The organism is Bradyrhizobium sp. Ken01 (genome assembly GCF_055807355.1).
Genome location: NZ_JBVVPC010000067.1, coordinates 1 through 24684, shown reverse-complemented (window position 1 = coordinate 24684; position 24684 = coordinate 1). Strand labels below are relative to the sequence as shown.

At 58.5% G+C, this 24684-nt stretch carries 13 protein-coding genes and 7 pseudogenes; 9 read left to right on the top strand and 11 right to left on the bottom strand.

The annotated features are described in order from the left end of the window. Positions 1–457: ABC transporter ATP-binding protein (locus AC0L3S_RS36170; protein WP_473284564.1), on the top strand; the 457-nt coding region annotated here is incomplete at its 5' end. A 38-nt stretch (positions 458–495) separates the two neighbouring features. On the opposite strand, the gene AC0L3S_RS36165 is transcribed toward AC0L3S_RS36170, so the two are convergent. Further along, complete coding sequence (locus tag AC0L3S_RS36165) at positions 496–2010, bottom strand: CoA-binding protein (RefSeq protein WP_259219135.1); 1515 nt, start codon at positions 2008–2010, stop codon at positions 496–498. A 1814-nt stretch (positions 2011–3824) separates the two neighbouring features. Here AC0L3S_RS36165 and AC0L3S_RS36160 point away from each other — a divergent pair. The 4 genes and pseudogenes from AC0L3S_RS36160 to AC0L3S_RS36145 all read left to right on the top strand — a co-directional run. Further along, positions 3825–4816, top strand: a pseudogene (locus AC0L3S_RS36160) (IS630 family transposase). Between the two features lie 414 nt (positions 4817–5230). Next, entirely contained in the window at positions 5231–6283 is a 1053-nt protein-coding gene (locus AC0L3S_RS36155; protein WP_259219136.1) for a KamA family radical SAM protein, read from the top strand. Between the two features lie 884 nt (positions 6284–7167). After that, positions 7168–7373, top strand: a pseudogene (locus tag AC0L3S_RS36150) (IS256 family transposase); the annotation flags it as partial. Positions 7374–7465: 92 nt separating this feature from the next. Next, a pseudogene (locus AC0L3S_RS36145) lies at positions 7466–7591 on the top strand (IS256 family transposase); the annotation flags it as partial. Between the two features lie 57 nt (positions 7592–7648). Here the strand turns inward: AC0L3S_RS36145 and AC0L3S_RS36140 are convergent. The 3 genes from AC0L3S_RS36140 to AC0L3S_RS36130 are packed head-to-tail and all read right to left on the bottom strand — an operon-like array spanning position 7649 to position 9040. Continuing rightward, positions 7649–7912 (bottom strand): hypothetical protein, encoded by a 264-nt coding sequence (locus tag AC0L3S_RS36140; RefSeq protein ID WP_310473297.1) that lies wholly within the window; start codon positions 7910–7912, stop codon positions 7649–7651. Then, entirely contained in the window at positions 7801–8526 is a 726-nt protein-coding gene (locus AC0L3S_RS36135) for a recombinase family protein (protein ID WP_310473298.1), read from the bottom strand. The genes AC0L3S_RS36140 and AC0L3S_RS36135 overlap by 112 nt, the downstream gene beginning before the upstream one ends. Beyond that, the gene (locus AC0L3S_RS36130) at positions 8507–9040 is read right to left on the bottom strand and encodes a Y4bD/Y4pK family protein (RefSeq protein ID WP_259219137.1); all 534 of its coding nucleotides are present in this window, start codon (positions 9038–9040) and stop codon (positions 8507–8509) included. Before AC0L3S_RS36130 ends, AC0L3S_RS36135 begins: the two co-directional genes overlap by 20 nt. On the opposite strand from AC0L3S_RS36130, the pseudogene AC0L3S_RS36125 reads away from it, so the two are divergent. Continuing rightward, positions 9012–9490 (top strand): annotated as a pseudogene (locus tag AC0L3S_RS36125) (ATP-binding protein); the annotation flags it as partial. The gene AC0L3S_RS36130 and the pseudogene AC0L3S_RS36125 sit on opposite strands and share 29 nt — an antisense overlap. 49 nt (positions 9491–9539) lie before the next feature. Further along, positions 9540–9922, top strand: a pseudogene (locus AC0L3S_RS36120) (SDR family NAD(P)-dependent oxidoreductase); the annotation flags it as partial. A gap of 309 nt (positions 9923–10231) precedes the next feature. On the opposite strand, the gene AC0L3S_RS36115 reads toward AC0L3S_RS36120, so the two are convergent. Beyond that, the gene (locus tag AC0L3S_RS36115; RefSeq protein WP_259219356.1) at positions 10232–11263 is read right to left on the bottom strand and encodes an IS110 family RNA-guided transposase; all 1032 of its coding nucleotides are present in this window, start codon (positions 11261–11263) and stop codon (positions 10232–10234) included. 352 nt (positions 11264–11615) lie between these two features. Between AC0L3S_RS36115 and AC0L3S_RS36110 the strand changes: the two genes are divergently transcribed. Beyond that, positions 11616–12110 (top strand): recombinase family protein, encoded by a 495-nt coding sequence (locus AC0L3S_RS36110; protein WP_259219138.1) that lies wholly within the window; start codon positions 11616–11618, stop codon positions 12108–12110. Between the two features lie 837 nt (positions 12111–12947). Here the strand turns inward: AC0L3S_RS36110 and AC0L3S_RS36105 are convergent. Both AC0L3S_RS36105 and tnpB read right to left on the bottom strand, forming a co-directional pair. Next, on the bottom strand, positions 12948–13118 hold the full coding sequence (locus AC0L3S_RS36105; protein ID WP_473284561.1) for a hypothetical protein: 171 nt from the start codon (positions 13116–13118) through the stop codon (positions 12948–12950). 219 nt (positions 13119–13337) lie between these two features. Beyond that, positions 13338–13642, bottom strand: a pseudogene (gene tnpB, locus AC0L3S_RS36100) (IS66 family insertion sequence element accessory protein TnpB). Positions 13643–14865: 1223 nt separating this feature from the next. Between tnpB and AC0L3S_RS36095 the strand changes: the two are divergent. Then, a pseudogene (locus tag AC0L3S_RS36095) lies at positions 14866–15944 on the top strand (IS630 family transposase). A gap of 370 nt (positions 15945–16314) precedes the next feature. On the opposite strand, the gene AC0L3S_RS36090 reads toward AC0L3S_RS36095, so the two are convergent. The 4 genes from AC0L3S_RS36090 to AC0L3S_RS36075 form a co-directional block, all read right to left on the bottom strand. Continuing rightward, complete coding sequence (locus AC0L3S_RS36090) at positions 16315–17961, bottom strand: class I adenylate-forming enzyme family protein (RefSeq protein ID WP_259219139.1); 1647 nt, start codon at positions 17959–17961, stop codon at positions 16315–16317. A 607-nt stretch (positions 17962–18568) separates the two neighbouring features. Next, complete coding sequence (locus AC0L3S_RS36085) at positions 18569–19561, bottom strand: D-alanine--D-alanine ligase family protein (RefSeq protein ID WP_259219140.1); 993 nt, start codon at positions 19559–19561, stop codon at positions 18569–18571. Positions 19562–20658: 1097 nt separating this feature from the next. Next, entirely contained in the window at positions 20659–21393 is a 735-nt protein-coding gene (locus AC0L3S_RS36080) for a hypothetical protein (RefSeq protein ID WP_259219141.1), read from the bottom strand. A gap of 956 nt (positions 21394–22349) precedes the next feature. Next, positions 22350–23486: a M24 family metallopeptidase gene (locus AC0L3S_RS36075; protein WP_259219142.1), complete on the bottom strand. Its 1137-nt coding sequence runs from the start codon at positions 23484–23486 to the stop codon at positions 22350–22352. Positions 23487–24684 lie beyond the last annotated feature (1198 nt).

Here is a 24684-nt window from a genome sequence, read left to right as displayed (position 1 = left end):
GCGCATGCCTCATGAGCTGTCTGGTGGCCAGCAGCAGCGCGTTGCATTAGCCCGTGCGCTTGTGTTCCGTCCAGGTGCAATTCTTATGGATGGACCGCTCGCTGCGCTCGACAAGCAGCTTCGAGAGCACATGCAGCTCGAATTGAAGCGCCTGCAGAAATCTCTCGGGACAACAGTAGTCTTCGTCACGCACGACCAGGGCGAAGCGCTCACAATGTCCGATCGAATCGTGGTGACGAATGAGGGGAGGGTCGAACAGATCGGGACGCCAGAAGAAATATATGACACGCCGCGAACCCGCTTTGTTGCGAGCTTCATTGGTGAATCCAATCTCCTGGCACCTAGCGCGCAAGCACATGTAGGTTTGTGTGCTTCTCGAGCGCTTAAAGCCAAGCCATGGCCCCGAGCAGACAGGCGACATGCCTGTGCCCTGATTGTTGCTCGTCCTGCTCTTTGACGTTCGCCGGAGCTCGGCCGCAGGTACGAATCGCGTGCTCATTCCTGCGCTGATGGCCTTCTCCTTAATGCATGCCACTCGACTACTTTGCCTATAGCTCGAACCGAAACCCCCGTGCCCTGCAAGATCGGCTGACCAGCGAACATAGGCGGGCGTGCATCAGCCCCGGTCGCCCAACAAACTCCGCTCATCTGCGAGATTGAGGTAACAACAATTTCAGGGTGTTCCGATACTAGCTCTTTCAGAGCGAGGTCAATCGGAGATCCGTCATCAATGCCTATCGGCAAGTCATTGCCCCAGAGAAGTATATCCAATTCGTCGCTCTTCCCGAGCACCTGCATGCAACCGCTGAGGACGTCGGAATCAAAGGCACTCTGGGCGCTGAGATCCAGGGGATTAGAGCTGTTCGCGAAGTTCGGAAGCACGTCCGCCAGTCGTTTGCGCAATTGATCGGAGAAGGGAGCAAGCTTCAAGCCGGGCGTCGAAAGGATCAGGTCGGCCATGATGTTCCCCATTCCACCTGAAAAGCTCGCAAAGGCGACGCGATTGCCGCGGGGGTTGCGACACGCCTTGAACGCGACGACGGTCTCGATCAGGTCCTCGACCGAATTTACCGTGATCACACCCAGTTCTTCCAGCAATCGTTTGTCGTTTTCGTAATTGATCGCGGCTTGAGTAGCCGTATGTCGGCCGATCGTATGTCGTACCTCAGGATGAGCGCCGACGCGCAACATTACGATCGGCTTGCCGTGTTCCCCGGCGCGTGCGCACGCGATCGCGAAGCGTTCGGGATCGTTGATCCCTTCGGAATAACAGATGATAATTTCGGTTTGTGGATCGACGGCGAAGAAATTGATAACTTCGGCAGTTGTTGTACCGGCTTCGTTGCCGGTGGTCGCGATTTTGCTGATTCCGATGCCCCTGCCAATCAGCGGATGCATCGTTGCGACCATCTGGCCGCTCTGGAACACGCCACTGACGCCTCCCGCTACAATCTCGGGCACCCTGTTTGCCCAAGCGGCAATCATGGGCCAGTGCAGATTGATGACTCCCATGCTATTGGGACCGACTAGGGTTGTTGTCTTCGATTCTTTTGCCCAGCGCTGAATTTGGCGCTGCCTTGCGCGACCTTCCTCTGAGCCGAGTTCGGCAAAGCCGCTCGAAATGATCTGTGCGACGCTAACCGACCTTTGTTCACATTCCTCCAAAACAGAGAGAATATTCTCCGCCCGAATGCATAGCAGGGCCAGATCGATCTGGAAGGGAACGTCTGAGATGCAACTGTAGCAGTTCACGTCGTCAACTACAGCGTAGTTTGGGTTAATCGCAGCAATGTTTCCCGTATAGCCGAAAGACACTATGTTGTTAAGGATGCTTTTCGCGAGGCTTGGCTTCGGCGAAGCACCGACTACGGCAATTCCCTTCGGCTCGAAGAGCAGTCGTAGACTACGTTCATTGCCGGTTATGTCCGACTTACCCGAATCAAAATGGTCGGAAGGTCTTGCGTCGCTGCTCACTGCTTGCAAGCGTGTTTTCTCGCTGCTCATGGACATGTAATTTCCTCCTGCGACAGCTGCATGGCGTGAGTGAAGCCAGCCCTCGTCTGAATACATTCAGCCCGCCTCTTCCCGGTGTCGCAGCCTGTCAACAGCAAGAGTCATGCCGGAGACGCTCAAACGCCATTAAGCGTCTGATCCGTGCGAAAAATCAGCTCCGCAAGCGGCGGTGTTTTTGATCCGCCGATGGTCGTATCACTGTCCGGAATCGTACAAGCCTCAGCGTTCAGGCTCAATTAACAATCAGAGCGACAGTGGCGGCGAGGTGGACCGCAGCCAAGAAGCTTTCTGGAAACTTTGTCCTAGCAAGTTGCGAAAGGCCCGAATCGTTGAGCCGGCAGAAGCTGCGCTCGATAATATCGCGCCTTTGTAATGCGTTTTCTGAAAGTGTAGATGGCTTTGAATGGCGGCCTTCGCCCGCGATTGACGGTTTTGTCGCGAAAGCCTTGTCATCTTAGCCCTTGTCTCCAATAGGTTTCGAGACGGCCGGCCCTGGGGCGATAGTCGGCGGCTTGGTCCGGGGTGAAGTGAATGCGCGAGGGTCCGTAATCAGAGACGCTCAGCGCGTGGATTGTCGTGGTTCGTCCACCGCGCAAGCGCCAATCGCGTGTTCATGCTCCCGCCTTCCGCCGCTCGCCGAGCCGATGCACTTTGATCGACGTGGAGCCGACGGACAAAGTCGCGCCATGATTGCCGCAATGGGCGAGCGCTTCAAAGATCGCGTGCCAAGGAGCGCTGTTGACCCAGCGCTGAGTTATGAGAACCGCCTTAAGCGCGAAAGCAGAACGTTGGTGACCCATACAGCGCCGTCCGCACTATTTCGTCTCTGGCCAGTGTGACTCCGCCAGTTTTCTCCCGACTTGTATTGCTTTGGCCCCCCGCGTTTGATTTTGCAATGCGAATGCTGGTCATCAGTCCTCGATTCATACCCGATAGCCACCCAAGGGGTCGAGATCCTGGCATTGTCATCAGCCGACCGACACACCGGTCATCACCAGCCTTGTGTAGTTTTCCGTACTCTGCCGTCAAAGCCGATCGTGCGAAAGCATTGCCGTGGCAGTACACTCCAATTTCCATTGACCAGCAACTAACTGCCGGATCCGAGCTTCGAAATTTTCCGCGTGACCGGGCCGATCTTCAGCCCAAAGCCGCGCAAATTTCGGCGATACTCAATTCCACATCGACTGGTAGCCCAAGAACCTGTTTTCATGCGGCTAGGAGCTCCCGGATCTCGTGCGCACCGATGACTTTGCGTGTACCGGCCGAACCCGATACTGTGCGATCCCGCGTGCATCCTTCCTGCCGGTCACCCTTCCAAGCTTCTTCGCCAGCTTCTCGATCTGATCGGGGCGGGAATCCTTTACGAATTTCCCTGCCGTGCATCCCTTCGGCCAGCGCAACGCCTTGTGCGCATTCCCCACGAAAATGCCATCGTTCATCAGCCCTCTCCCCATCGTTGAGGCTCGGCGCCGAACCATCCGGCACAACCCTCGATAGGAGCCAGAGGGCGATCATAGGTCTAGCCCAGCCTGCACGAGGCATGCAGTGATCGGCTGGGGTTAGAAACCTCACTGTTGAGTGGCGCCAACTCCGGTCTGTCTTCCGATACCCCGCACGCTCCATCAACGCCTTATACTTCGCCGCGGGTGATTCAGTTGTGCGTGCTGGTGGCCGGTGCCAATCCGAGAGCCGTTTTTCGATATTGAGCATTATATCTGCGGTGACAACTTATCTGGCGCTTTTTTACCCTCCGCCCATCATCGTGTGCATTGCTAGTACCCCCTTTTCGTGAGTCATGATTCAAGATCGGGATGGTACCCGAAGCAAGAGAAGTCCACCTTTCGGAAAGACCGCAAGGTGCCTGAGGCGTGTTGTCGTTCACCGATGACGTTGCAGCGCGATTTGAAGCGGGCACGTATATAGTTCTTTTGGCGGCGGACGGGCGCAGCACTCGGCCGTTTGCCAAAGAGCTTCGAGTACAGCCGCGGATTGTGAGCCTTTGGCGACACCGCTACGCCGATCATGGCCTTGAAGGGCTGCAAGACAAGCTGCGGCCCCGCAAGCAGCCAATCTGTACGAACGCCACAGACGAGCGGATACTGAAGCAGCTGGGCAAGCCAGCACCGCGAGGGTTTGCACGCGGGACCGGGCCGCTGCTGGCCGAGGCGCTGGGCGATGTTGACGTCCAATATGTCTGGCGGTTCCTGCGCAACCACAAGATCGACCTCGTGGTTCGCAAATCCTGGTGCGAGAGCAACGACCCGAACTTTACGGCCAAAGCTGCCGACGTTGTCGGCCTCTACGTTGCCCCGCCCCAGAAGGCTATCGTGCTCTGCGTGGACGAAAAGCCTTCGAGTCAGGCCTTTGAGCGAGCGCAGGGCTATCTGAAGTTGCCCAATGGCGCGCCTTGACCGTCAGAGCCACGACTACAAGCGGCATGGCACGACAACGCTGTTTGCAGCGCTCGAGATTGGGACCGGAAAGATCATCGCGACGCATTCAAAACGGCGGCGCCGTGTCGAGTTCCTCGACTTCATGGACAGCATCACCGCCGTCTTTCCGGGCCGCCAGCTCCCCACCCCAATGTGGAATTTCATTTCACGCCCACAAGCGCGTCGTGGCTCAATCAGGTCGAGGTATGGTTCTCGGCCCTGCAGGGTAGTCCCTCAGCGGCGCGTCCTTCACAAGCCTTAAGCAGCTCCAGGAGCACATCGATGCCTACCTCGACGCATGGGCCTTCGTCTGGACCAAGAAAAAAGTTCGGCAGCGCAGATTCAATGGCCGCCGTATCACCCAGCTATGATTCCGGGTACTAGGATGTGCAGCAAGCCTGATCGGGCGCACATCGAACGGATTTTGCGCGGAAGGGAGGAATCTGATATCTATAGGCTCAATGAAATCGTGGGTGATTAGCATGAGGCCAGCTCGTCGGACTGGACCGACGACTCAGACGACTCATCTCTGGCAAGCGGGGGCCGATTGTCCCCGATAACGCTCAGGAGCGCTCTGCCGGCGTTGAGTGCTGCTACTTGCCTCCACCGCTTCCTTAAACATCGACTCCAATATTCCTCACCAGAGTGGGTAGGTTTCAATCCGTTCTTAATGCTGTACCACGAGTGAGTAAGTCGCCGTACGGTTTAGGACGCAGCTCATCCTGGTAGGACAAGGTGTACGAATGACAGGCGCAGATGATCCGCGGCACGTCACAGGACAAGTCATGAAGTTCATCGAAGGGACGCGCGTCGTCACCGAAGGTGAACTGCAAATCAACAACATCACGCGTTATCATGTTACAAGATACTACCGCGAACAGATTGCCAATAGTGGGTACTACAATCAGCTGAAATATGTCGTGGAGCCCTCAGTCGAAGAGTTCGAAAGCCCAGGCAGTTTGGATACAAGCGGCGAGCACGACAACACGGTCGTGCTCGGACTCCAGCACAAGTACGCCCAGACCGGGTTGTTGCTGGTAACGGACCGTTGCGCCTCATATTGCCGTTATTGCTTTCGCAAACGCATGGTCGGCAAGGACTCTGATGAAATAGCACCCGATTTCGCTCAGGTTGCGCAATATATTGCCGGACATCCTGAGATGACGAACGTACTGCTCTCGGGAGGCGACCCATTCGTGCTCAGCACCGCCAAGCTCAATGGGATTGTTGATCATCTTCTGCCGATCGCTCATTTGGAGTCAATTCGATTCGGGACAAAAATGATCGCCTATGAGCCCAAGAGGTTTGAAGACGCCGCTCTACCGGCTTTGTTCCAACGAATCCACGAAGCGGGTAAGGCCGCGATAATTGTTACACATTTCGATCACATCGGTGAGATTTCGATGGACGCGGAGCGCAAGATTCGCTCTTTGCGCGCACAGGGCGTGCAATTCCTCAATCAATCTGTGCTTCTCGCGAAAGTCAATGATGATCCAGAGATCTTAGCGGCGACTTTCGCCAAATGTCACCAAATCGGCGTGCGCCCCTACTATCTCTTTCAGAGCAGGCCGGTGAAGGGCGCATCGCACTTCCAGGTCCCTTTGCTTCGCGGAATAGAAATTACGCGAGGCATCAACCATCGTCTGAGCGGCATCCAAAAGACATTCAAATATATTATGTCGCATTACACAGGAAAAATCGAGATCCTCGACATAGGGGACGACCATCGCGTGTATATGCGCTACCATCAAAACAGGGCTTTCGATAAGATCGGAAAAATCTTTTCCCGACCGCACGTCGAGGGTGCCTGCTGGTTGGACGATTTGCCTGAAAGATGAGATCAACGGGCGCGCAATGCTGCGTACTTACTCAGAGCGTGTGGAGCACAAGAGCCCGTCGCGTCCATGCGGCAGCACCACGACGCGGTGACGGCTTCTCGCTGGCTACGGGAACTGCCGCAATGCCGATTGGCGCGATGAACGTCGTGGGTTAAAACATTTCCATGTGCGAGGCGCTGACTGGTAAGACGGTGTTGCGGTGGCCCGCGGTACTATGCCGAAGCTAGAGCCTGTCTTCAGTTCGGTTGAACACAGGCGCTGGCGCGGCAGTTGAGGAGAGGTGGTAAGCCGAAGAGGATTAAGAGTCTTCAGAGCCCTGCCGCCTAAACAGGAGGTTTTCCGGCCGCCCAGGTGAGCCGTCTCCGCTGGGCGCATGATTGAGGGCATGACGGTTCACAACTTATCTAAATGGGTATCGAAGTTCAGCCCGAGTTATCCTCGAAACTTGGTGACGGAGGCGATCGGAAGGCGGAGTATCGTGAGGCGGCCTGAAGCCTCCACCAAAGGAGCGATGTGCCTCGTCCAAAGCTAATCAAGCTGCTTCAGCGTAGGAAAGTCGCGGATCAATTCACAGAAGTGTTGCGCAACGGGGCGCCTGCGATCGAGTCCGCTCCCGAAGGCTCCGAAGGCGCAGTGTGCATCCCTCGGATGCGACCTGATCCGAAGTAGCAACTGTCGCCCGGACCTCACCCCCGGAACAACAGACGGTCAGATCGCGCTCGGCCCGCAGAAGCGAGTGGATCATTGCTGCGGAGCAGATCGCAGCGATAGCGGGCGCCATCGCTTGGCGCCTTTTTTGCAAGTCCTTGTCATCGGACGCGCCGCGACCTCCACGCTGACGGAGCGCCTTCTCGCCCAGGCGCTTGAGACTAGGTCGAGGACGCTTTCTCGGTAAGCATTTCGATCTGAAGACCGAGGATGGCCACCAGCGCGTCGTCGGCCACGGTCACCTGCCAGCGCGCGAGATGATGACCGGTATCGGTCCGGTCGCGGCCCGCCAGGCACGTGCGTGATCGCGAGGCGGATGCCGCGCCCCCTTGACTGCATCTCATTTTCTCTGTCGAGCCTGCGGCTGTACGTGTGCCGTTCTGGATTGCAGGAGATCTGGATAGCTGAAAACGATGGGTTGTCCCCGAGCTGGCGTTCGACGCCTTCATCGAGAGCTACGCTCTGGGATAGGAGAAGACGGCCGAGTGCCTGAGCAAGGATGGAGACACGCTGTTCGCGTTCTACCATTTCCCGGCCGAGCACTGGAATCACTTGCGGAGACCACCCCTCAAAACCACCTTCGCTACCGTGCGCCTCCGCCCGCCCTGGTGGAAGGGGCGCTGTCGAAGGGGACTGCGCTCGAGGACCTCCGGCCTCTTAGCGAAGAGCGGAGCAGATGTCGTGATCAACTATTCCACCGGTCAGAGGGAAGCCGAGCCACGCCGAATCGGCCGCCTTGCGGCCGGCCTCGATGCTGATGCGGCTGCCGGTGCGCCCGAATGCATACGTGCCGGCATAGATTGGGTTGGTCAGAATGTGCAGGATGGTGTTGCAGACCGGCAGCTTCCACTCGACCAGGTGGCCTTCGCCATAGGTGACGGCGGGCAACGGAACGCGCTCGTGTCTGAACCAGAGGTGCACCTGACGCACCGACTGCATCTCGGTGAACTTGGCGAAGACGAGCGCGATCGCCTCGCGGACGCGCCGATCCGGGTCCTTCTCGGTGGGTTGTGGCGGACTCGCACGTAGCCGACGTCGACCGTCATGAACAGCTCGCCCCGGCGCGCCTTCTGCTTCAGCGCTTCGAGCGAGCGCTGCCGCAGTACCGAGAATTCCATCTCGCTCATGGTACCCTTCATGCCGAGCAGTGGGCAATCGCTGGGCTGTCGCGGATCGTAGACGCCGTCCTCATCGGCGATCAGTGTGCCGATGAGACCGCAGAACTCGAGCAGCGTGTGCCAGTCGCGACCGTTGCGTGCGAGCCGCGACGCTTCGATCGAGACGACGACCCCGACGCGCACCTCACAGGTCGCAGCCGGCAGCTTCTCGAAGCCGGGCCGCGCGACGCCACCGCCGGAGCGGCCGAGATCGTCATCGATCACGGCAACATCGCTCCAGCCCAGCTGTCGCGCGCGCTCCGGCAAATTGTACTGACGGCGCTTACTTTCCAGGTTGTGGGCGACCTGATCAGGCGTCGACTGACGGATGTAGACGACGGCCTGACGAGCGAGGTGCTCAGGCGTGACCTGGCTCATGTGCGGCCTCCCTCGTCTCTGCGGTTGGCGTGCCCGTCTCGATATTGGTGCCGGCGGCGAGGGCCTCGACCAGCAGCCCCTCGATCAGGCGGACGAGAGTGCTTCTCTGCGACGCCGGAATCGCTGGCGTCTGGCGATGCTCCTCGGGCTCCGTTGCAAGTGGCGTCATTGGTTGCATGATCCCCTCCTTCGCAGGCGCCATGCCTCGCCTCGAGAGGCAATAAGCATCGATTCGTGCCCGCAGCTCGACGAGCCTTTCGACAGCCAACTGAGGGCTTGCTGTGAGAGTTGCAGAGCGAGCAATATCCTCGTTCATCCAGGCCGGGATCAGGGCGAGTGTGCCGTCGGGCTGCACCATGACCAGACGGTCCTCGCCGGCGAAGCGCTTGCGGTGCTCAACCTGCACCATCTGCCCGGCCCGAGGATGGAACGGATAGAGGATCAAAACCTCGAACGCGGACACCCGGCATTGTGACGCTGTCTCGCCGGGCGTCGGCAAGACGCAGCTGTCCATTGCACTCAGGGGAGAGGCAATCCTGGCCGGGTCTTCGGTGCAGTTCACCACCGCGACGACGCTGGTCGCTGGTCTCGCCAAGTCGCGCGGCGAGCGACGTCTCGACGAGAAACTGCTCGCGTTGTCGAAGCCAAAGCTGCTGATCATCGACGAGCTCGGCTATCTTCCGCTGGAACCCGACGCGGCGCATCTGTTCTTCCAACTGGTCAGTAGGCGCTACGAAACCGGCGCCATGCTGATCACGTTGAACCGCAGCGTTGCCGAATGGCACCTCCCGTGGTCGCCACCGCCATCCTCGATCGTCTCCTGCACCACAGCTACGTGCTGACGATCCGCGGCGACAGCTACCGGCTCCGAGCCAAGCGCAAGAGCGGCCTCATCAAGGCGCCGCCACCGGAAACAATCTTCAACCGAGATCATAACCCAGATGGTGGGGGCAGTTCTTCGTGACGCAAAGGGGGCAGTTCCGGATGGCGTTTGACACTTGTCGCGCGATTAGGATTGCAGGAAGATTGTCGCGCCGCCGCGGCGTGGGTCGCCTAGACGTGCTCGTCAACAATGCCGGCACGACAAAACTTATGTCGAATGGCGATCTTGACGGGCTCTCGGCCGACGATTTTCAGCGCGTCTATGCCGTTAATACTATTGGGCCGTACGCCTTCCATTCGCGTCAATACCGCTTGTCCCGGCTATATCGATAGGCCCATGGCAGGCCATGGTTCACCACGGGACGTGGCGAGGCAGGCGCCCCGCGGGTCGTGATGCCGTGGTGGCGCGTGTGTGCCGCTCAAGGTCGCCTCTACCGCCGAGGACATCGGGCAGCTTGTCTGCTTCCTTGCAGGCCCGGCATCGAGCAACAAGACCCGGCACCTAGCCGTGTGAGAGCGCGAAACTCTCTTTTCGTCATGTATGGACGTATATGGACCCCGCCCGATTGCAACGACTGGCTTGATCAGGATCGACGGCCACAACTGCTGACGTATATCCGGCTTCTTGATGCGGCTGGACAACGTCTCCGCCGCGAGCCTCGATGGTTTTCGCCCGCTTCCACCTCAACGGCCCCGAGACATCGGCGCAAGCCGTGCCGGTCCACACATCAGGTTCGGGAAGCGACGGGGTGACCGTTTCGCCATCTCCTGCCATTTGTTGCAATTGCCGGTGAGACCTCCTTTCCTTGATTGCCGCTTCGCTTCAGGCCGCCTTCACCGAAAGCGCCGGCTCATAAGCCGCGCCGCCTGTGAGCATAGCCCACACGATCCGCGCGTTCTTGTTGGCAAGAGCCACGGCCGCGACATTGGGATGGCGCCGTTGCCGCATCTTGCCGAGCCAGAGGCTTCGCGGATCCTGCTTGCCATTAGCACGGCTTAAAGCGGCGCGAGCTCCGTGAATCATCAGCGTCCGCAGGTATCGATCGCCCCGTTTGCTGATGCCGAACAAGCGGGCCCGCCCTCCACTGGATCGCTGCTTGGGTACCAGACCAAGCCAAGCCGCGAACTGTCGGCCGTTCTTGAAACAGCTTCTATCGCCCACGGCGGCGACCAAGGCTGTTGCTGTCACAGGTCCGACGCCTTCGATTTTGCCGAGCCGCTGGCACTGCTCACTCGTACGGAAGATTTCCCTTATCCGCCGGTCATAGGCTGCAATGCGGGTATCAAGCTCGGACAACTCCTCTTGCAGTTCCCTCATGAGCGCTCGGAGCATCTCGCTGAGGTCGTCATTGATGTTTCCTGCGATGACCGCGAGGCCACGCCGCAGCTGCGCGATGTCACGGGCAATGACAATCCCATGCTCGGACAGAAGACCGCGAATCTGATTGACGAGCCTGACTCGATCGGCGACCAGGCGCCGGCGAATGCGGTGGACGGCCTGTACCGCCAGCTGATCGGTTGATTTCGGTGGCACGAAGCGCATGGACGGACGACCGACCGCTTCGCAGATGGCTTCCGCATCGTTCTGGTCATTTTTGTTCGACTTGACGTATGGTGTCACGAACTGAGGGCTGATTAGTCGGACCTGATGGCCAAGCTCCGTGAGCACGCGAGCCCAATAGTGTGCCCCGTTGGAAGCCTCCATGCCGACCAGGCAGGCCGGTAAATTGGCGAAAAAGCCGGCCACCGCATCGCGACGTAACCTCTTTCGCACAACGACTTTCCCGTGGTTGTCGACGCCGTGAACTTCGAAGACATACTTCGCCAGATCTAGACCTATCCGAACGACCTGCATAACATCCTCCTTCGCTGCAGTTGACGCTTGAGATTCCACCGCGGCAAGGGCGGGGTCCATACCATTGGCCTCCTTCTCGGCAAGGACTTTTTGATGCTCCGGCAAACGGATCGGGGAGCGGTCATGTATACGGCCTCGAGAAGCGGCCATTGACCGCGGGCCCTGATGGAGATCGCAGATCGAATTCGAACCATTGCGGCGCGCTCAGGTTGAGCGGCGCGTCTACGGCGCATCGCAAGGGCTTCAAAGAACTCGTTGGCCGTATTGGCCTGAGTGAAGTGGAGCTCATCCTGTCGATCGACGTGACTCGCTCGGCGCGTAACTGTACCAACTGATCCGCTCCTGGATATCTGTGGTCTGCGTTGGCTGTCTGATCGCCGACCGCAATGGTGTCTATGATCCGGGCACTCCCAACGGACGGTTGCTTCTCGGGCTGAAGGGTTCGATCTCCGAGCTTGAGCTACACACGATCCGCAGCCGGCTGACCGCCGGCTTGCTAGCTAAAGCCGAACGCGGCGAACTTGCGGTTATGCTGCCAATCAGGCCGATGCGGGACCCGAGCGGCGTGGTCGTTAAGGATCCCGACATGGCCGTGCAAGGGCGGCTCGGACTCGTCTTCCAGCTGTTCCTGCAACTGCGCAGCGTTGCCAAGGTCATGCGGGCGTTGAACGAGCGTGACCTCGAACTGCCTCGTCGTGATCGGCATGGCGATTTGTGTTGGACGCGCGACGTAGGCCGCCGTCTTGAAGAACCCCGCATAGGCGGGTGCCTTCGTCTATGGACGAACCCGCTTCCAGCCGCCGAAGCGGGAGGGCGCCCTGCCGCAACAGGCTCCGCGGCCGATTGAGGAGTGGCGGATCGTCGTCAAAGATCGATATCCTGCCTATATCGAGTGGCCAATTTATGAAAGACCGAGCCATCATCAGAGATAACCGAGCCGAATACATGCGCATCAAAACCCGAGGCGCGCCTCGCAATGGCGAGCTTCTGCTCCACGGCATCGCCTGGTGCGCACGATGTGGCCATAAGATGCACGTCCGCTACAAGGAGGCGGCGAGTATGTATGCAATCACCTGCGGACCCAGGAAGGCCAGCCGACCTGCCAACACATGAGGGCCAACCGTATCGATGCGGCGTTGCCGATGTATTCCTAACTGCATAGGCGCCGGCCGAACTCGATGCCTTGTCGCGCTCCCGCCGGGTCCAGCAGCAGATGAACAATGCCTTACGTTCCAGCGCAGAACGAGAGCTCGAGCGCAAGCGATACACGGCGGCGTTAGCCGAACGGCAGTTCAATTGAGCTGATCCAGACAATCGCCCGGTCGCCTCAGAACTCGAGCGCCGACGGGAAGCGGCGCTAACCGACGTGCGCGCCGCCGAAGAGGCGCTTGCCCGACAGACGCCCTCCAAAGCATCACACAACTGGCCATAAGCAAGGAGCTCGACAAAAGGTCATCAGCCTCACCGGCCGCTTGCCGCAGATATCGGCTGACGAGACTATCTCGGATGCGCATCGCAAGGCGTTGTTGCGACGCCTCATCGAAAAGGTCGTGCTCGACCGCGGTGAGCACGAGTTGGCCCTGGCCAGAATCGTCTGGCGAGGAGGCGCCGTGACGGAGATCGAGGTGAGGAAGAGCGTCAACCCCGCCACCAGATTGACGCGAGGCACAGAAATGCGGGCGCGCTACTGGCGCTTGCCCCCGACGGCGTCCCAGACGACGAGATCGCCGCAATCCTTACTCAGGAAGGCCACTGCTCCCCTCATTGCGCCGATAAGGTGCTGCCCATCACCATTGGGCGGCTCCGTCGTGCCGCTGCCATCAAGGTGACTGCCCAGCGCAACCGGTGGCTGCATGCCGACTCACTCCTCCGCCCGCCCGAACTGGCACGAACGCTTAAGATCCCGGTGAACTGGCTTTATGTGCAGATCCGAAGTAGGCGTTTGCCGATTGATCGCCAGTCAAGCGGCGGCTATCTCTTTCCGAATACACCATCCGCTCTTGGCGGTATCGGAGACCTTCGAAATCGCGTCATTGCGCAACTGAGCTAAGAATCTGTCAGCCTAACAAGGGCATCAACATGGGTGATCGGGCAGGGCTGCGAACATCGCTGGCGATATGCGCATCACGCCGTTTGCGGTCGTTGGCCAAACGAACTTGCAGCCTTCGAGGCGCTTGTGAACTAACACCAGGCCCGTTCGATCCCAGGCCAAAATCTTGATCCGGTCCGCTCGTTTCGATCGGGACACGAAAGCTGCGCGCTGAGCGGGTCGAGGCGAAGCATCTCCTGCACCTTCGCCGCAAGTCCATCATGGCCACAGCGGAAGTCGATCGGCCGCGTCGCGATGTAAATCCTCAGATCGGCACCGGCCGTGATCATCGTGACGCTCGCACTGCGCGGATCATCCGGGACAGCTGCTCGCCCTCTATGGCTGCGTCCGTCCGCAGCACGACATCGCCAATCGCGATCTCAAGCTTGATCGCCGGAAGGTGACCCTCCTGCACGCGCTTTCCACGATCAGCGGCGCGAATGCCGACTGCGACGCCTCGCGCGGCGCCAACATGCCTCGCTGTCGAAAGCGTCGTCGCCAATCGCAAATGTGCCAGCGCGTCGCTCCGTGCTTGCGCGCCACCTCGGACACCTAGGCACCTGGCAGTAGACTCTCGGCGACGATCCGAGCTCTCTCAGCCTCCGAACGCACGCGGCGCCCCGATGGTCCTTCAAGCACCTCCAGCCGGCTCACCCGCCCTCCAGATGAGCCGTCCAAATGGACGTCGTTTTTGCTGTCCAATCCCATCCCAAACCTCCGTCCAAGCCGGAGGGTTTTTCGCATATTCGTTCTAACTCTGAAGCAAGGGTATCGGCTTCGCGCTTACCTTCTATCTCGAAGTGCAACGGACTTGGCTGCGCTGTCTGAGACGCCGCAGTCAGAAAAGTCGGCGCATGGGCTGGTCGGAGTTCGAGACCCTGACGGCACGCTTCCGTCTGCCGTTCCACGCATCACTCGCACTTGGGCGCAGGCGCGGATATGAAGCGGGTTACCCTCGGTAAGAGCCGGGTGCGGGAAAGCCGGCCGCCCGGATCTGTGAGGGCGAAAGCCAAATGGCTGAGCTACTCGACCACGATCAAGCATCAAGTGCGGTCTCAATTTGAGAACAGGAGTTCACCACTCGCCGGCTCGGGTAAAACGATCGATTCTTACTGCGTGGGCTCTGTCCGGCGAGATCACAGGCTTCATTCAAGTTGCCGCCAACTATCTTACCGTGGTGCGTACGAGGCTCACCATGCGCTGCACTCAGCGTGGTCGGCTACAAGTCGCTCTAACTTGCAGATGCGCGACTTGCTCTTGCGAATAAACCCGCCCTTCTGCAGTTATGCCGCCCCGATCTTGATAAGATACTTCGAGAGCGCTTTCTGCCTTGCTAGTGGTCATCGTTTGCAGGCTATCGAGCACGCAGATACAAACGAGAGGAATAGTGGCGCGTCCGCGCGTCCGACAGTCGAGCCTCATGATGCACAAAATCCGGCAACTAGTGGTTCCTGCCTAACATAAGAGTCCCTTTAGGGATTCCCTTTGTTTGGCGCGCGTGCGAGTCTCGCGCATGCGCACCGGGATACCATCAAGATCACACGACCAGATCGCCGTCGGCTTGAAGCGATCATCAGGGACCGTAACGCCCCGCAGAAGCACGCATGGCGAGCGGACATTGTGCTTCTGAGCGCCGACGGCGTCGGCACCAACGAGATCATGCGCCGGACTGGCACATCCAAGACCTGCGTTTGGCGCTGGCAGCAGCGCTTCATGGAAGAAGGCGTCGATGGTCTCCTGCGAGACAAGACGCGCCCCTCGCGGATCCCTGGGCTCGGCCCGGAGGTGGCCGAGCGTGTGGTCGCTCTGACGTTGGCCGATCCGCCGACTGAGACGACCCACTGGACGGCCGACCTGATGGCCCAAGCGAGCGGTATCAGTGCCAGCGCGGTCCGTCGAATCTGGAAGGCGCACGGGCTCCAGCCTCATCGATGCCGACAGTTCAAGCTCTCGAACGATCCGAACTTCGTCGCCAAACTGCGTGACGTCGTCGGGCTCTATGTCGATCCGCCGGCCCACGCGATCGTGCTGTCGGTTGACGAGAAGAGCCAGATTCAGGCCCTCGATCGCACCCAGCCGGGCCTGCCGCTGAAGAAGGGCCGGCTCGGAACCATGACACACGATTACAAGCGGCACGGCACCACGACGCTGTTTGCCGCACTCAACGTCCTCGACGGCACGGTGATCGGCCGCAACATGCAGCGCCATCGTCATCAGGAACTCATTCGATTTCTGAACGCCATCGAGGCGGAAGTTCCGGCAGGTAAGATCATCCACGTCATTCTCGACAACTATGCCGCCCACAAGCATCCAAACGTTCGCGCCTGGCTCGATCGCCACCCGCGTTTCGTCTTCCATTTCACACCAACCTCGTGCTCCTGGCTCAACGCCGTCGAGGGTTTTTTCGCCAAACTTAACCGGCGTCGATTGAAGCGCGGTGTCTTCCACTCCGTCGTCGATCTCCAGGCCGCCATCAACCGCTTCGTGGCTGAGACCAACGCCAACCCGAAGCCCTTCACATGGATGGCCAATCCCGACAAAATCATCGCCGCCGTCAAAAGAGGGCACCAAGTGTTAGATTCGATCCACTAGGATGCAAAGGGACGAGATCAGATTGGCGAAGGCTCGATCCGCTGAAATCTGAGGCAGCACCGGCCATCCCGACTCAGCGCCTTTTTTAGATCACCTACCGCCAGATTCGCGTCCTGCCGCGCAAGCAGAATCGTCACCTGATCGCGGTCGCGTGGTGTCATACGCGATATGGCGCAATCTGCGGGCAGCCGAGCAGCACCTCAATTCTGGCCTCGGAGAACTTCTCCAGGCCGGTGTACGTCCGGGCATTCTCCTCGACAGCAGGCAGTGATCGAACGACGGGACGCCTGCGCTGGTTTGGGGTCCTTTGCCTGGCTTCCGGTACGGAACCGACGCTGCGTGCGTGGTCGAATGGGGTGGAAAGTCGCCCTCAGCGCCAGCGCTTCTGCTCAGTATCGTAGGCGCCGGCAAGCGGATCGCTGGCCTCCATCAGCTCTCGTTTTAGCACTTTGTTGCTAGTGGGAGCTCTAGGAAGTGTCGGAGTGAAGGCGATGTACCGCGGCACTTTGAACGCCGCGAGGTGCGCACGCGCGTGCTCAAGAATGCGTTCCGCGGTCAGATTGTCTGGCGCGACGCCTTCATTCAGTTGGACATAAATCTTGACCTCCTCGCCGCGCTTGACATCGGGAACAGGAACGGCGGCCACATCCACAATCTCGGGACTCTCCCGGATGATCACCTCGACCTCGCGTGCAGCAATGTTCTCGCTCGAGCGGCGGATCATGTCCTTCGTGCGTCCCACCAGCCAATAAAAGCCGAGTTCGTCGCGACGCATCCGATCACCCGTCTTGAACCATTCGCCTTCGAACGAGGCGGCATTTGCTTCCGGCTTGTTCCAATATCCTTTGAAGATACCGCGCCCCCTCACCCAGAGCTCGCCCACGTTACCGACCAGCGTGGGGCTCCCATCCTCGTTCATCAGCCGCAGCTCCCGAAAAAGCGAGCGAATACCCACCGAACCCGAGTCGGCCAATTCGTCCAGCTCATTCGTCATTCGTGTACCGAAGCCGATTTCCGTCATGCCGTAGGCGTCTTGAGTATTCACCCGAAATCGCTTCCGGAATTGCCGCACCGAATCAGGACTCCAGCCCCAATTCAGGGTCTGCTTCAGGCATGTCGTTCCGTCTTCGTCGGCGGCCTCTGCCTGTCGGGCTACGAGCTCGGGAAACTGGCACCATTCGATCCGGTACTGCTTGACCCAACCAAGAAACCGCGTCGAGCTGAGTTGCGGGGCCAAGTAGAGCGTACCGCCCTGTCGATACGACTTCACAAGATGCCCCGGCGGATCGACGTAGAAGAAAGGCTGCGCAGACAGATATCTCTGATAGGGTTGTTCCCAACACATCCCCTGGTATGAGCTCACGCCCCAGTAGTCGTGTGTCAACATGCAGCCTTTCGGAAAGCCTGTTGTCCCCGAGGTATATTGAATATTCAGCAGATCGTCGGGGCTGACATCCTCCTCCACCACACACTCCTCGACACTATCGAGCAATTCACCGAGGACAGTCGCTGCCGCGTCGGAATGCTGTCCAACGAGAATTGTTCGCTCCAAGGCAAGATCTTGAGGCCAAGGATTCATGGCCGAGAACACTGGCCATGCGGACTCGTCGACCAGGGCAAACTTCGCCTGTGTGTCGCTAAGAACGAATTCGATCTCCCTCGGAGTGTATCGCATGTTGATCGGGACCATCACGGCACCGAGCTTCGCAATCGCGAACCAAAGGATCGGGAATTCAATGCGATTTGGTAGCATTACTCCAACTCGATCGCCCTTGCATACACCAAATGAACGCAGCGCGTTTGCATATTTGTTGGACAATTGATCCATCTCCGAGTAGGTCGCGCGTTCGCTACGGTCGAAGACTTCAATCGCGATCGTTGAGCCGTGCGTTCTGGCCCGCATTGAAACTAGCTGCCCAATCGTGATTGTCTCATATGCCGATTCCAGCGCCTCGATTTTGCGCATCAGAGTGGCGATGTCGGCTTGCAGCTTGGCTTGGGTTTTTGTGACGGTCATAGTTGGGAACCTTAGTCTGACGGTGACATAAACAAGTCGGTTAACAGCGCAACATCTTGGCACCGCGCTTGTGTTGCGAATCAACCAAGCCAGCGCGTGGCAAGCTCTCGTAACGTACGCGATTAACAAGAATTGAGACACCACCCCAATCTAGTGGGGCGTTTTGATTGCTACTTGAAGAAGCCTTCTCAGCACCGGCTCGGCGTTATCTCGCCCACCCTCCCGATCCGTTCATGTGGCGCGGGGCTTTCACGTCGCACTTACCCGCCCTGGCCGCCATGCTCAGAGAAGAAATTTGTGGGCAATTGAAAGCCGTTGAGGCGGAGCGAGGCTCATTAAAGAAAATGTCTGTTTGCGACACACAGAGCGCGCCATCTGGTGCTGGCATGTGCCCAGGTTCTGATGAGGCTGCTGCATACTGCCGGCTCGTCCCGCGCTCTGTCCAGTTGTACGGCTGCGCTGCACTAGGTCCCAGTCAGCAGGAGAATGGTTCCACTTCATGCCAGCGCGACGTCCCAACAAATTATCTCAATGCCGAACACACGCTAGCGACAGAGTGGCAACAGCCAGGCTGCTACCGCGGAGCGATTGGGTCGACCTTCGACACCTATTTGGCGTTGCTAGCGCCGCTCCCGAAATACCGCGTATAGGCGATATCGAGGATACGATTGATTAAGCTTGAGAAGTTGTACCCGGCCGTCGCTGCGGCCTCGATATACACGCCGTTCAATGCGGGTATGGAGTTGATCTCGAGTACAAATGGCTGGCCGGAGCGGTCTATCCGGATGTCGACGCGAGCATAGTCGCGACACTGGCAGGCACGAAAGGTCGCAACCGAAATATCCCGCAGAAACGTCGCAAGCTTGCTATCGAGTTGCGCCGGGCAAATGGCCGCGAGCGCCGCATGCCCTTTGTCTTCGTGAGTATACAGACGCAGTTCGCGGTCGCCGAAGTCCCGCTCCACCAGTGGCAAGGTTTCAGTCTTCCCGTTTCCCAGCAGGCCGACATAAATTTCTCGCCCCTCGATGTATTCTTCCACGAGCGCATCCTGCGCATACTGAGTGGCGACTGCTTCTACGGCCTGCCTCAACTGAACGGGCTCATGTACGAGCCGCAATCCGAAGCTGGTGGATTCGAAACGCGGCTTCACCACCAGCGGAAATCGCAAGTCACCGGTACTCTCCGTGCCGCGACGCATCACGCGAAAGTTGGGCGTCGGCACGCCGCAGTCGCGCATCAGTATCTTGGCGATCACCTTGTCGAGGGCCAACCCGTTTCCAAGCGGCCCCGCGCCGGTGTAGGGCACTCCGGCCAACTCCAGCATGGCCGGAACATGGGACAAACGGCACTCGCCTTGAATTCCGTTCGCCAGGTTGAAGACGATTCCGGAGGGGCGGACTCGCGGATCGGGGGGCATAAAACGTTCCAGGGTGGCGAGCAGCCCTTTATCGCCTTCGCAAAGCAACGTTTCATGGCCGTATTCCTGCAGCGCCGCGATTATATTCTTTATGTCATTGCAGTCGTATTCCTCTAGACAACATTGACCGAACCGGTTGATGACGCCCGCGTGATCATGGTTCTGCACGACGGCTACTCGCATGAGTTACTCCTTGCTTAATCGACCGCTATTGGGGTTCAAGCGCTCGGATCTTGTTAATCGCAAGCAACAGCCCGTCTCGACCCGAGCGCTTCATTCCATGCAATCGTCGCGCCACGGAATCGGTGCGCAAAGGATGTGGTACGCGCCGCGCTCACAAGTATTTGTACCTCGGTTCGTCGAGTTGCCAACACAGGCGTCTTCAATCGCACAAAGCTAGAACATGGAAGATTGAGTGCGCACCGGCCCTCATCCCCAGTTCGAACATCTGCTCGAGGACGATACTCCATATTGTGATCTCACTAACCGCGCACTCGAATCCCACAACCTGCTCACTTGGCGAAAGCTGCGCTCCGTCAGCGGCTTGCTCCGTAGTGATGCGTGCGCCGGCGGCGGGATCGCCGGCTTGCTTCGTTCGCCTGGGATCTGGTGCGGATTGGCCTGCAATTCGGAGCTCCGGCAGAAGTCTCGGCCTTATTTATGATGAGCAAGCCAGTCGACGATGCACGGTGCCTCAGACGGATCTGCGCGAGATCTTGCGCGACTACGGGCTGAAGGTCGGCTGGACGACATCGCGTCCCGGCCGTGCGAGGCGACGATGTGAACCTAAGACTCTGACGTCTGTCATTTGCCGCACGTCACGTTTTTGCTGGCCAGACGCACGTTCGCGCTCTGGCGGGCCACAATTTCAAAGCAAACGGTTGATGTCGAGTCGGATGGCAGTGGTCGGACGGTCGCTCCCTACGAATGCTTGGCTGATCAGCGCCATTTCGCTCCTAAGAGTAGGTGCCCCCGCACTGTCCTGGTTTAAACTTCGGCGAGACCTAACATAGCGTTAGCAAGGCGGCTTGCCCCGGCAATCCAGATGGTGGCGCGTCGGGAGCAATCCGCCGCCATGCTCGTCACGCTGATCGGGCGACCGATACCACTTACGTTGTCTTCCCCTGCCTGTCCAATCGGGCGCGAAATGGCCGTGATCTGCGGGCGAGCGACCTACTATCAGAATTGTGCGATATCGGGGTGCCGCTTGGAATCCATCGCCGGTGCGGCTGCCCTTCATCCACGTTTACATCGTCCGGAGATGTGCTTATGCACTAGGCTCAGAGCGCTTCGCCCGGCGGCGCGGAGATATAACACGAGGCGTAAATATAGCCGGTTGTACGCTCTAGGCGATCCTCCATGCCGAGTTTGGCCATAGCATTCAATATTGCCTGCCGTTCCGCCGATGTGGCGAAACGGCGCTGGCGTTGTCTGAACCGGTCTACAATCTTGGTTTCCAATGCGAAATTCTGAAAAACCGCGGCGATGCCATCATAACTGAAGGGGTGCATTGCGAAGGCAACTACCCAGGGGCGAGAACTCGCGGAGGCTTGATACACCCGTGCAAAGGTTCGTTCGGTGGCATACCCCACACAGCCTGTGCTGATGAGGATGTCTGCATCTACGAGGGCGCAACGTTCCTTGAGCGTCAGGTCACGGGTTTCTAGATCAGCCGTGATGCCAGCCTCCAGCAGGCCCAGGGCCTGCGCGTAGCGAACAGCCCGGAATGAGGGGTCCACGCCGACGAACCGGATGTCGTCTCGGAGGCCCCGATTGCGAAAGAACAGGCCATGCTCGATCTCCTGTTGGCGCGACAGCGATCCGCTGGACTCCAGATAGGCAGCATAAAGTTCATCGAGATCCAGATCCGTGCGCAGTAGAGCAGCGTTGATGCCATAGGAGCAACCGACATCGATGATCTTCAGTATGGTTTTGTTTCGAATGCGTCGATAGTCGGCGAAGATCCTTTCGAAGACCGGCTTGGCCCGATCTGGAATCATATAGTCGAGCGCCAAGTGTGCTCGAAAATAGGAGTGCGGCCACCTACGATTATAAACTGGTGTGAAATCGTGCTTTGTTCCCTGAAGATTCCCGTGCACCGTACTTTCTGTCGCCATTGTCTCCCTCACTGCTCAGTAGCCTCAAGGTCGCAGCCCACGATCAGTCATCCGCTTGAAGTTGACCGGAGTGCGAGTATGTTTTGGGAACTGCGGATTTGCCGATAGCTTCGATCTCGGAGGAACCCTCCATCCTCTTCCTTGCGTCGTTCTATGGGGGCGGGTTGTGATCCAGGGGAAGAATGTCGGTTGACACCTCGCCACGTGAAGACAAGGGACTCTCAAGATACGTGCCAATCACGTAGAAGGAGCGAGGTAAGAAAGTTCTGGCTACCGATCAATGCTTTGTATGAGAGCGCCGCAGAAAGGGAGCCAGAACACCACCGTGTCTCGTACTCGACAATCCGACAATACGTTCTGATTGCCCCGGCGGAGAGTCAGCCAAAACAAGAGCTTCAAAGCGAGCGCTCCGCGAGACGCGCGCATGGGTCGAGCTCTCCTCCATGTAAAGGTCCTGCCTTGCGATCACCGCAGTGGCAAATGTAGGTGCCTTGTGGCGGCCACTCGAGGCGCTATCACCCCGGGGTACGCGCGCCGATCATGGTACCAAATGGTGCATCTCTGCTCCAATCCCTGCCGGCTCCTGCCGCAACCTATCTACCCAGCGTCGCAATACCGAGTCGCGCAGACCGAGCTCTTGGCGACCCACCCCATCGATCGACGGTCGACAATACCAGCTCCACGGCTTGGCGTTTTCGTCCTCCGTGAATGACCGACGTTGACGTCCTTCCATTGGACACCTCTTGGCTCGTTGAGCCCACTACAGTGTCCACTCATTCGGGGAGGTTCAGTTTTTCGATAGTCCAGATACGCTTCCCTTAGAGTGTGAAACGCTCTAGCCATCGGGATGGTCCTCAATTGCGCGAGAAGAGCTTGCGCTCCATGCCGGTTAAGCGTTCCGGCCCCCGCTCGGTCACTAGGATTGTCTCGCTGAAGCCCATCCCGGCGGCCATCATAAGCATATGAAATACCATTCCGGGCTTTAGCTCCCATTCCACCCCTGGCACGAACTCCCGCATAAACTCGCCGGCGGAAGGTCGCTCACTGAGACCAAGCGAATAGCCAGCGCGGTTCGTGTATGTTTGGCGCAGCCCGGACGCCAGGAGCGGCTCGCGACACGCTCGGTCGATCACCGCGGCCGGTGTGCCTGGCTGCATCAGCTTAATAGCATCGAATTGGATGCGGATGATTGTTTCGGCGATTCGCTGCTGTTCAGCGCTCGGCGAGCCAACAATCGCGGTACGCATCAACCGTGCCCAGTACTTTTGATGGACCCCGCTGAGTTCAAAATAGACGGAATCGCCCTGTTCCAGGCGCCTATCGGAATACCCCCCGTGTATGAGATTTGTGCGATCGCCGGACGTGATGATACCGCCGACCGGTCCGCCCGACCATCCGGCGTTCACCAATGCACTGAACACCGTGCCCGCGAGTTCTAGCTCCTTCACGCCGGGTGCGATAGCTTCGATGCCAGCGCGCATGCCCACTTCAACCTGGCTAGCAGCGCCCCGCATACACTCTATTTCCCTCGGCGATTTGATTAGGCGCAGGTGATCGACAATCCGCGGCTCTCTGACCAAAGTGGCATCCGGTAGCAGCGCCTGCAACATCTTCCAGCGTTCTACCGTCAAGAACCACGAATGTTCGTCTACCCCAATGCGTCCACCTGCCAGGCCGAGACCATCGAGGGCTCTTCGCGCGGTGTCGAGCCAAACGGGAATCGGATCGGCGGCATCTGCATAGATCGTGTGATTTTTTACCCACGACGTGCTGTGCGCCGTAGGGACTTCCACATCGCGCACAACTAGCACCGGTTCGCCGCGGCTCGGAACCAATAAGGCTTGATAGGAGAAGTAACCGACTTGGTCGAGACCACTCAGATAGAAGATGTTCTCTGGCTGATGCAGAAGTAAAACTGGCAGATTATGCTTTGCCATCTCTTCCTGAGTACGCTGCAGTCGTTCCCGATATTCCTCAAGGGGAAAGACCATGGAGGTTTTCGTAAGCTCGCTCACAATTTCTGCTTCCCTTTGTTGGATATCTCGCTTTTGTTCGGTTCGCCGTTCACCTCATTCGGCCGACTGCCTATGCGGCGGCATCCAAAAACACTGTGAACGCGTTCAGGAGATCCGAAATCTTATCTATGTGGGTGTGATCTGTTCCGCCCACAGTTAGGATTCAAAGGTTCTTGGCTCAAGTACAGTGACACTTCCCCTCATCGAACGAGTGTCGCCAGATACAACTGTTCGCGAGGCCCTCAAACCTCGCCGTGGCATACTCAAGTCATATGTCCTCGACCGCCGCGGCTAGGAAGCGTGGCGAAAGTCACGCCAAAAGTTCTGGGCCACGAAGCCTTCCCAGCGATACTACGGCTTCTGGTAGGTGACATCGGAACAGAGCCAAGAAAATATCGAGAACCGTGAACGGCACCCTCAGCATGCAGCGTGGTAGGTGGTGATTGAATTATTTCCGTGTCGAACGAGCTGCCCTCTGTTTCTGGGAAGATAGCGGGGAGCCAATGCTTAACCTTCGAACTTGGCGTGTCCATGGAATGGTCGCGTTCAGCTTAGCGCCTGCTGCATCCTCCCTTTAAGGGATTGGCTGGCAATGTCAGAAGAATCGTTTCCAGGCTCACGGCGCAATTGGCGCGACGCTTGAACGCATTGTCGCGAAGCTGCGAGAGCTGCTGACGAGATACATTGGAAGTTGTCGTCAACATAACGCAGGAAGGCAATCAATATGCCGCCCCTCGCCAAATCCGCATTCGCAGCGACGGTGTCGTCGAACCGAGTACGGTTTGCCTCATACCTTCCGCGCCGGTGCTTATCGCGGCGATCTCTTTCTGTTCGCTTTTGCCACGCTTCAATTGTAAGCAAACGAGATCATTCGAGATTGGCCCACGTGACAGGAAATTGGCCGGCCTTGCTTCACGATACTCAGCGATTCCGTGGGCCAATACCCACGAGCACTCGAGAGCAAAGTGACGCTCGGAGAAAGCTAGCTGCCGAAGCCGGGCCGCCGGACGCTCTGCTTAGGTCGGCCAGTTGCTGAGCTCGACCGGCGCGGCGGCCAAGAGCCGAAGCCAACTTCATTCACCCGACAACGAGATCTGTTGGAGCGCCCTGGTGCGAGCCTTAATTGAACTTGGCAACTTCGTTAGCAACTTCCCCGCAAGTGCATTACCGGTGG

Bases quoted from the DNA above. Each gene is read 5' to 3' on its own strand.
- AC0L3S_RS36165 (WP_259219135.1), bottom strand. From the start codon at position 2,010: ATGTCCATGAGCAGCGAGAAAACACGCTTGCAAGCAGTGAGCAGCGAC.
- AC0L3S_RS36155 (WP_259219136.1), top strand. From the start codon at position 5,231: ATGAAGTTCATCGAAGGGACGCGCGTCGTCACCGAAGGTGAACTGCAA.
- AC0L3S_RS36135 (WP_310473298.1), bottom strand. From the start codon at position 8,526: ATGAGCCAGGTCACGCCTGAGCACCTCGCTCGTCAGGCCGTCGTCTAC.
- AC0L3S_RS36130 (WP_259219137.1), bottom strand. From the start codon at position 9,040: ATGGACAGCTGCGTCTTGCCGACGCCCGGCGAGACAGCGTCACAATGC.
- AC0L3S_RS36115 (WP_259219356.1), bottom strand. From the start codon at position 11,263: ATGCAGGTCGTTCGGATAGGTCTAGATCTGGCGAAGTATGTCTTCGAA.
- AC0L3S_RS36105 (WP_473284561.1), bottom strand. From the start codon at position 13,118: ATGCAGCCACCGGTTGCGCTGGGCAGTCACCTTGATGGCAGCGGCACG.
- AC0L3S_RS36090 (WP_259219139.1), bottom strand. From the start codon at position 17,961: ATGACCGTCACAAAAACCCAAGCCAAGCTGCAAGCCGACATCGCCACT.
- AC0L3S_RS36085 (WP_259219140.1), bottom strand. From the start codon at position 19,561: ATGCGAGTAGCCGTCGTGCAGAACCATGATCACGCGGGCGTCATCAAC.
- AC0L3S_RS36075 (WP_259219142.1), bottom strand. From the start codon at position 23,486: ATGGTCTTTCCCCTTGAGGAATATCGGGAACGACTGCAGCGTACTCAG.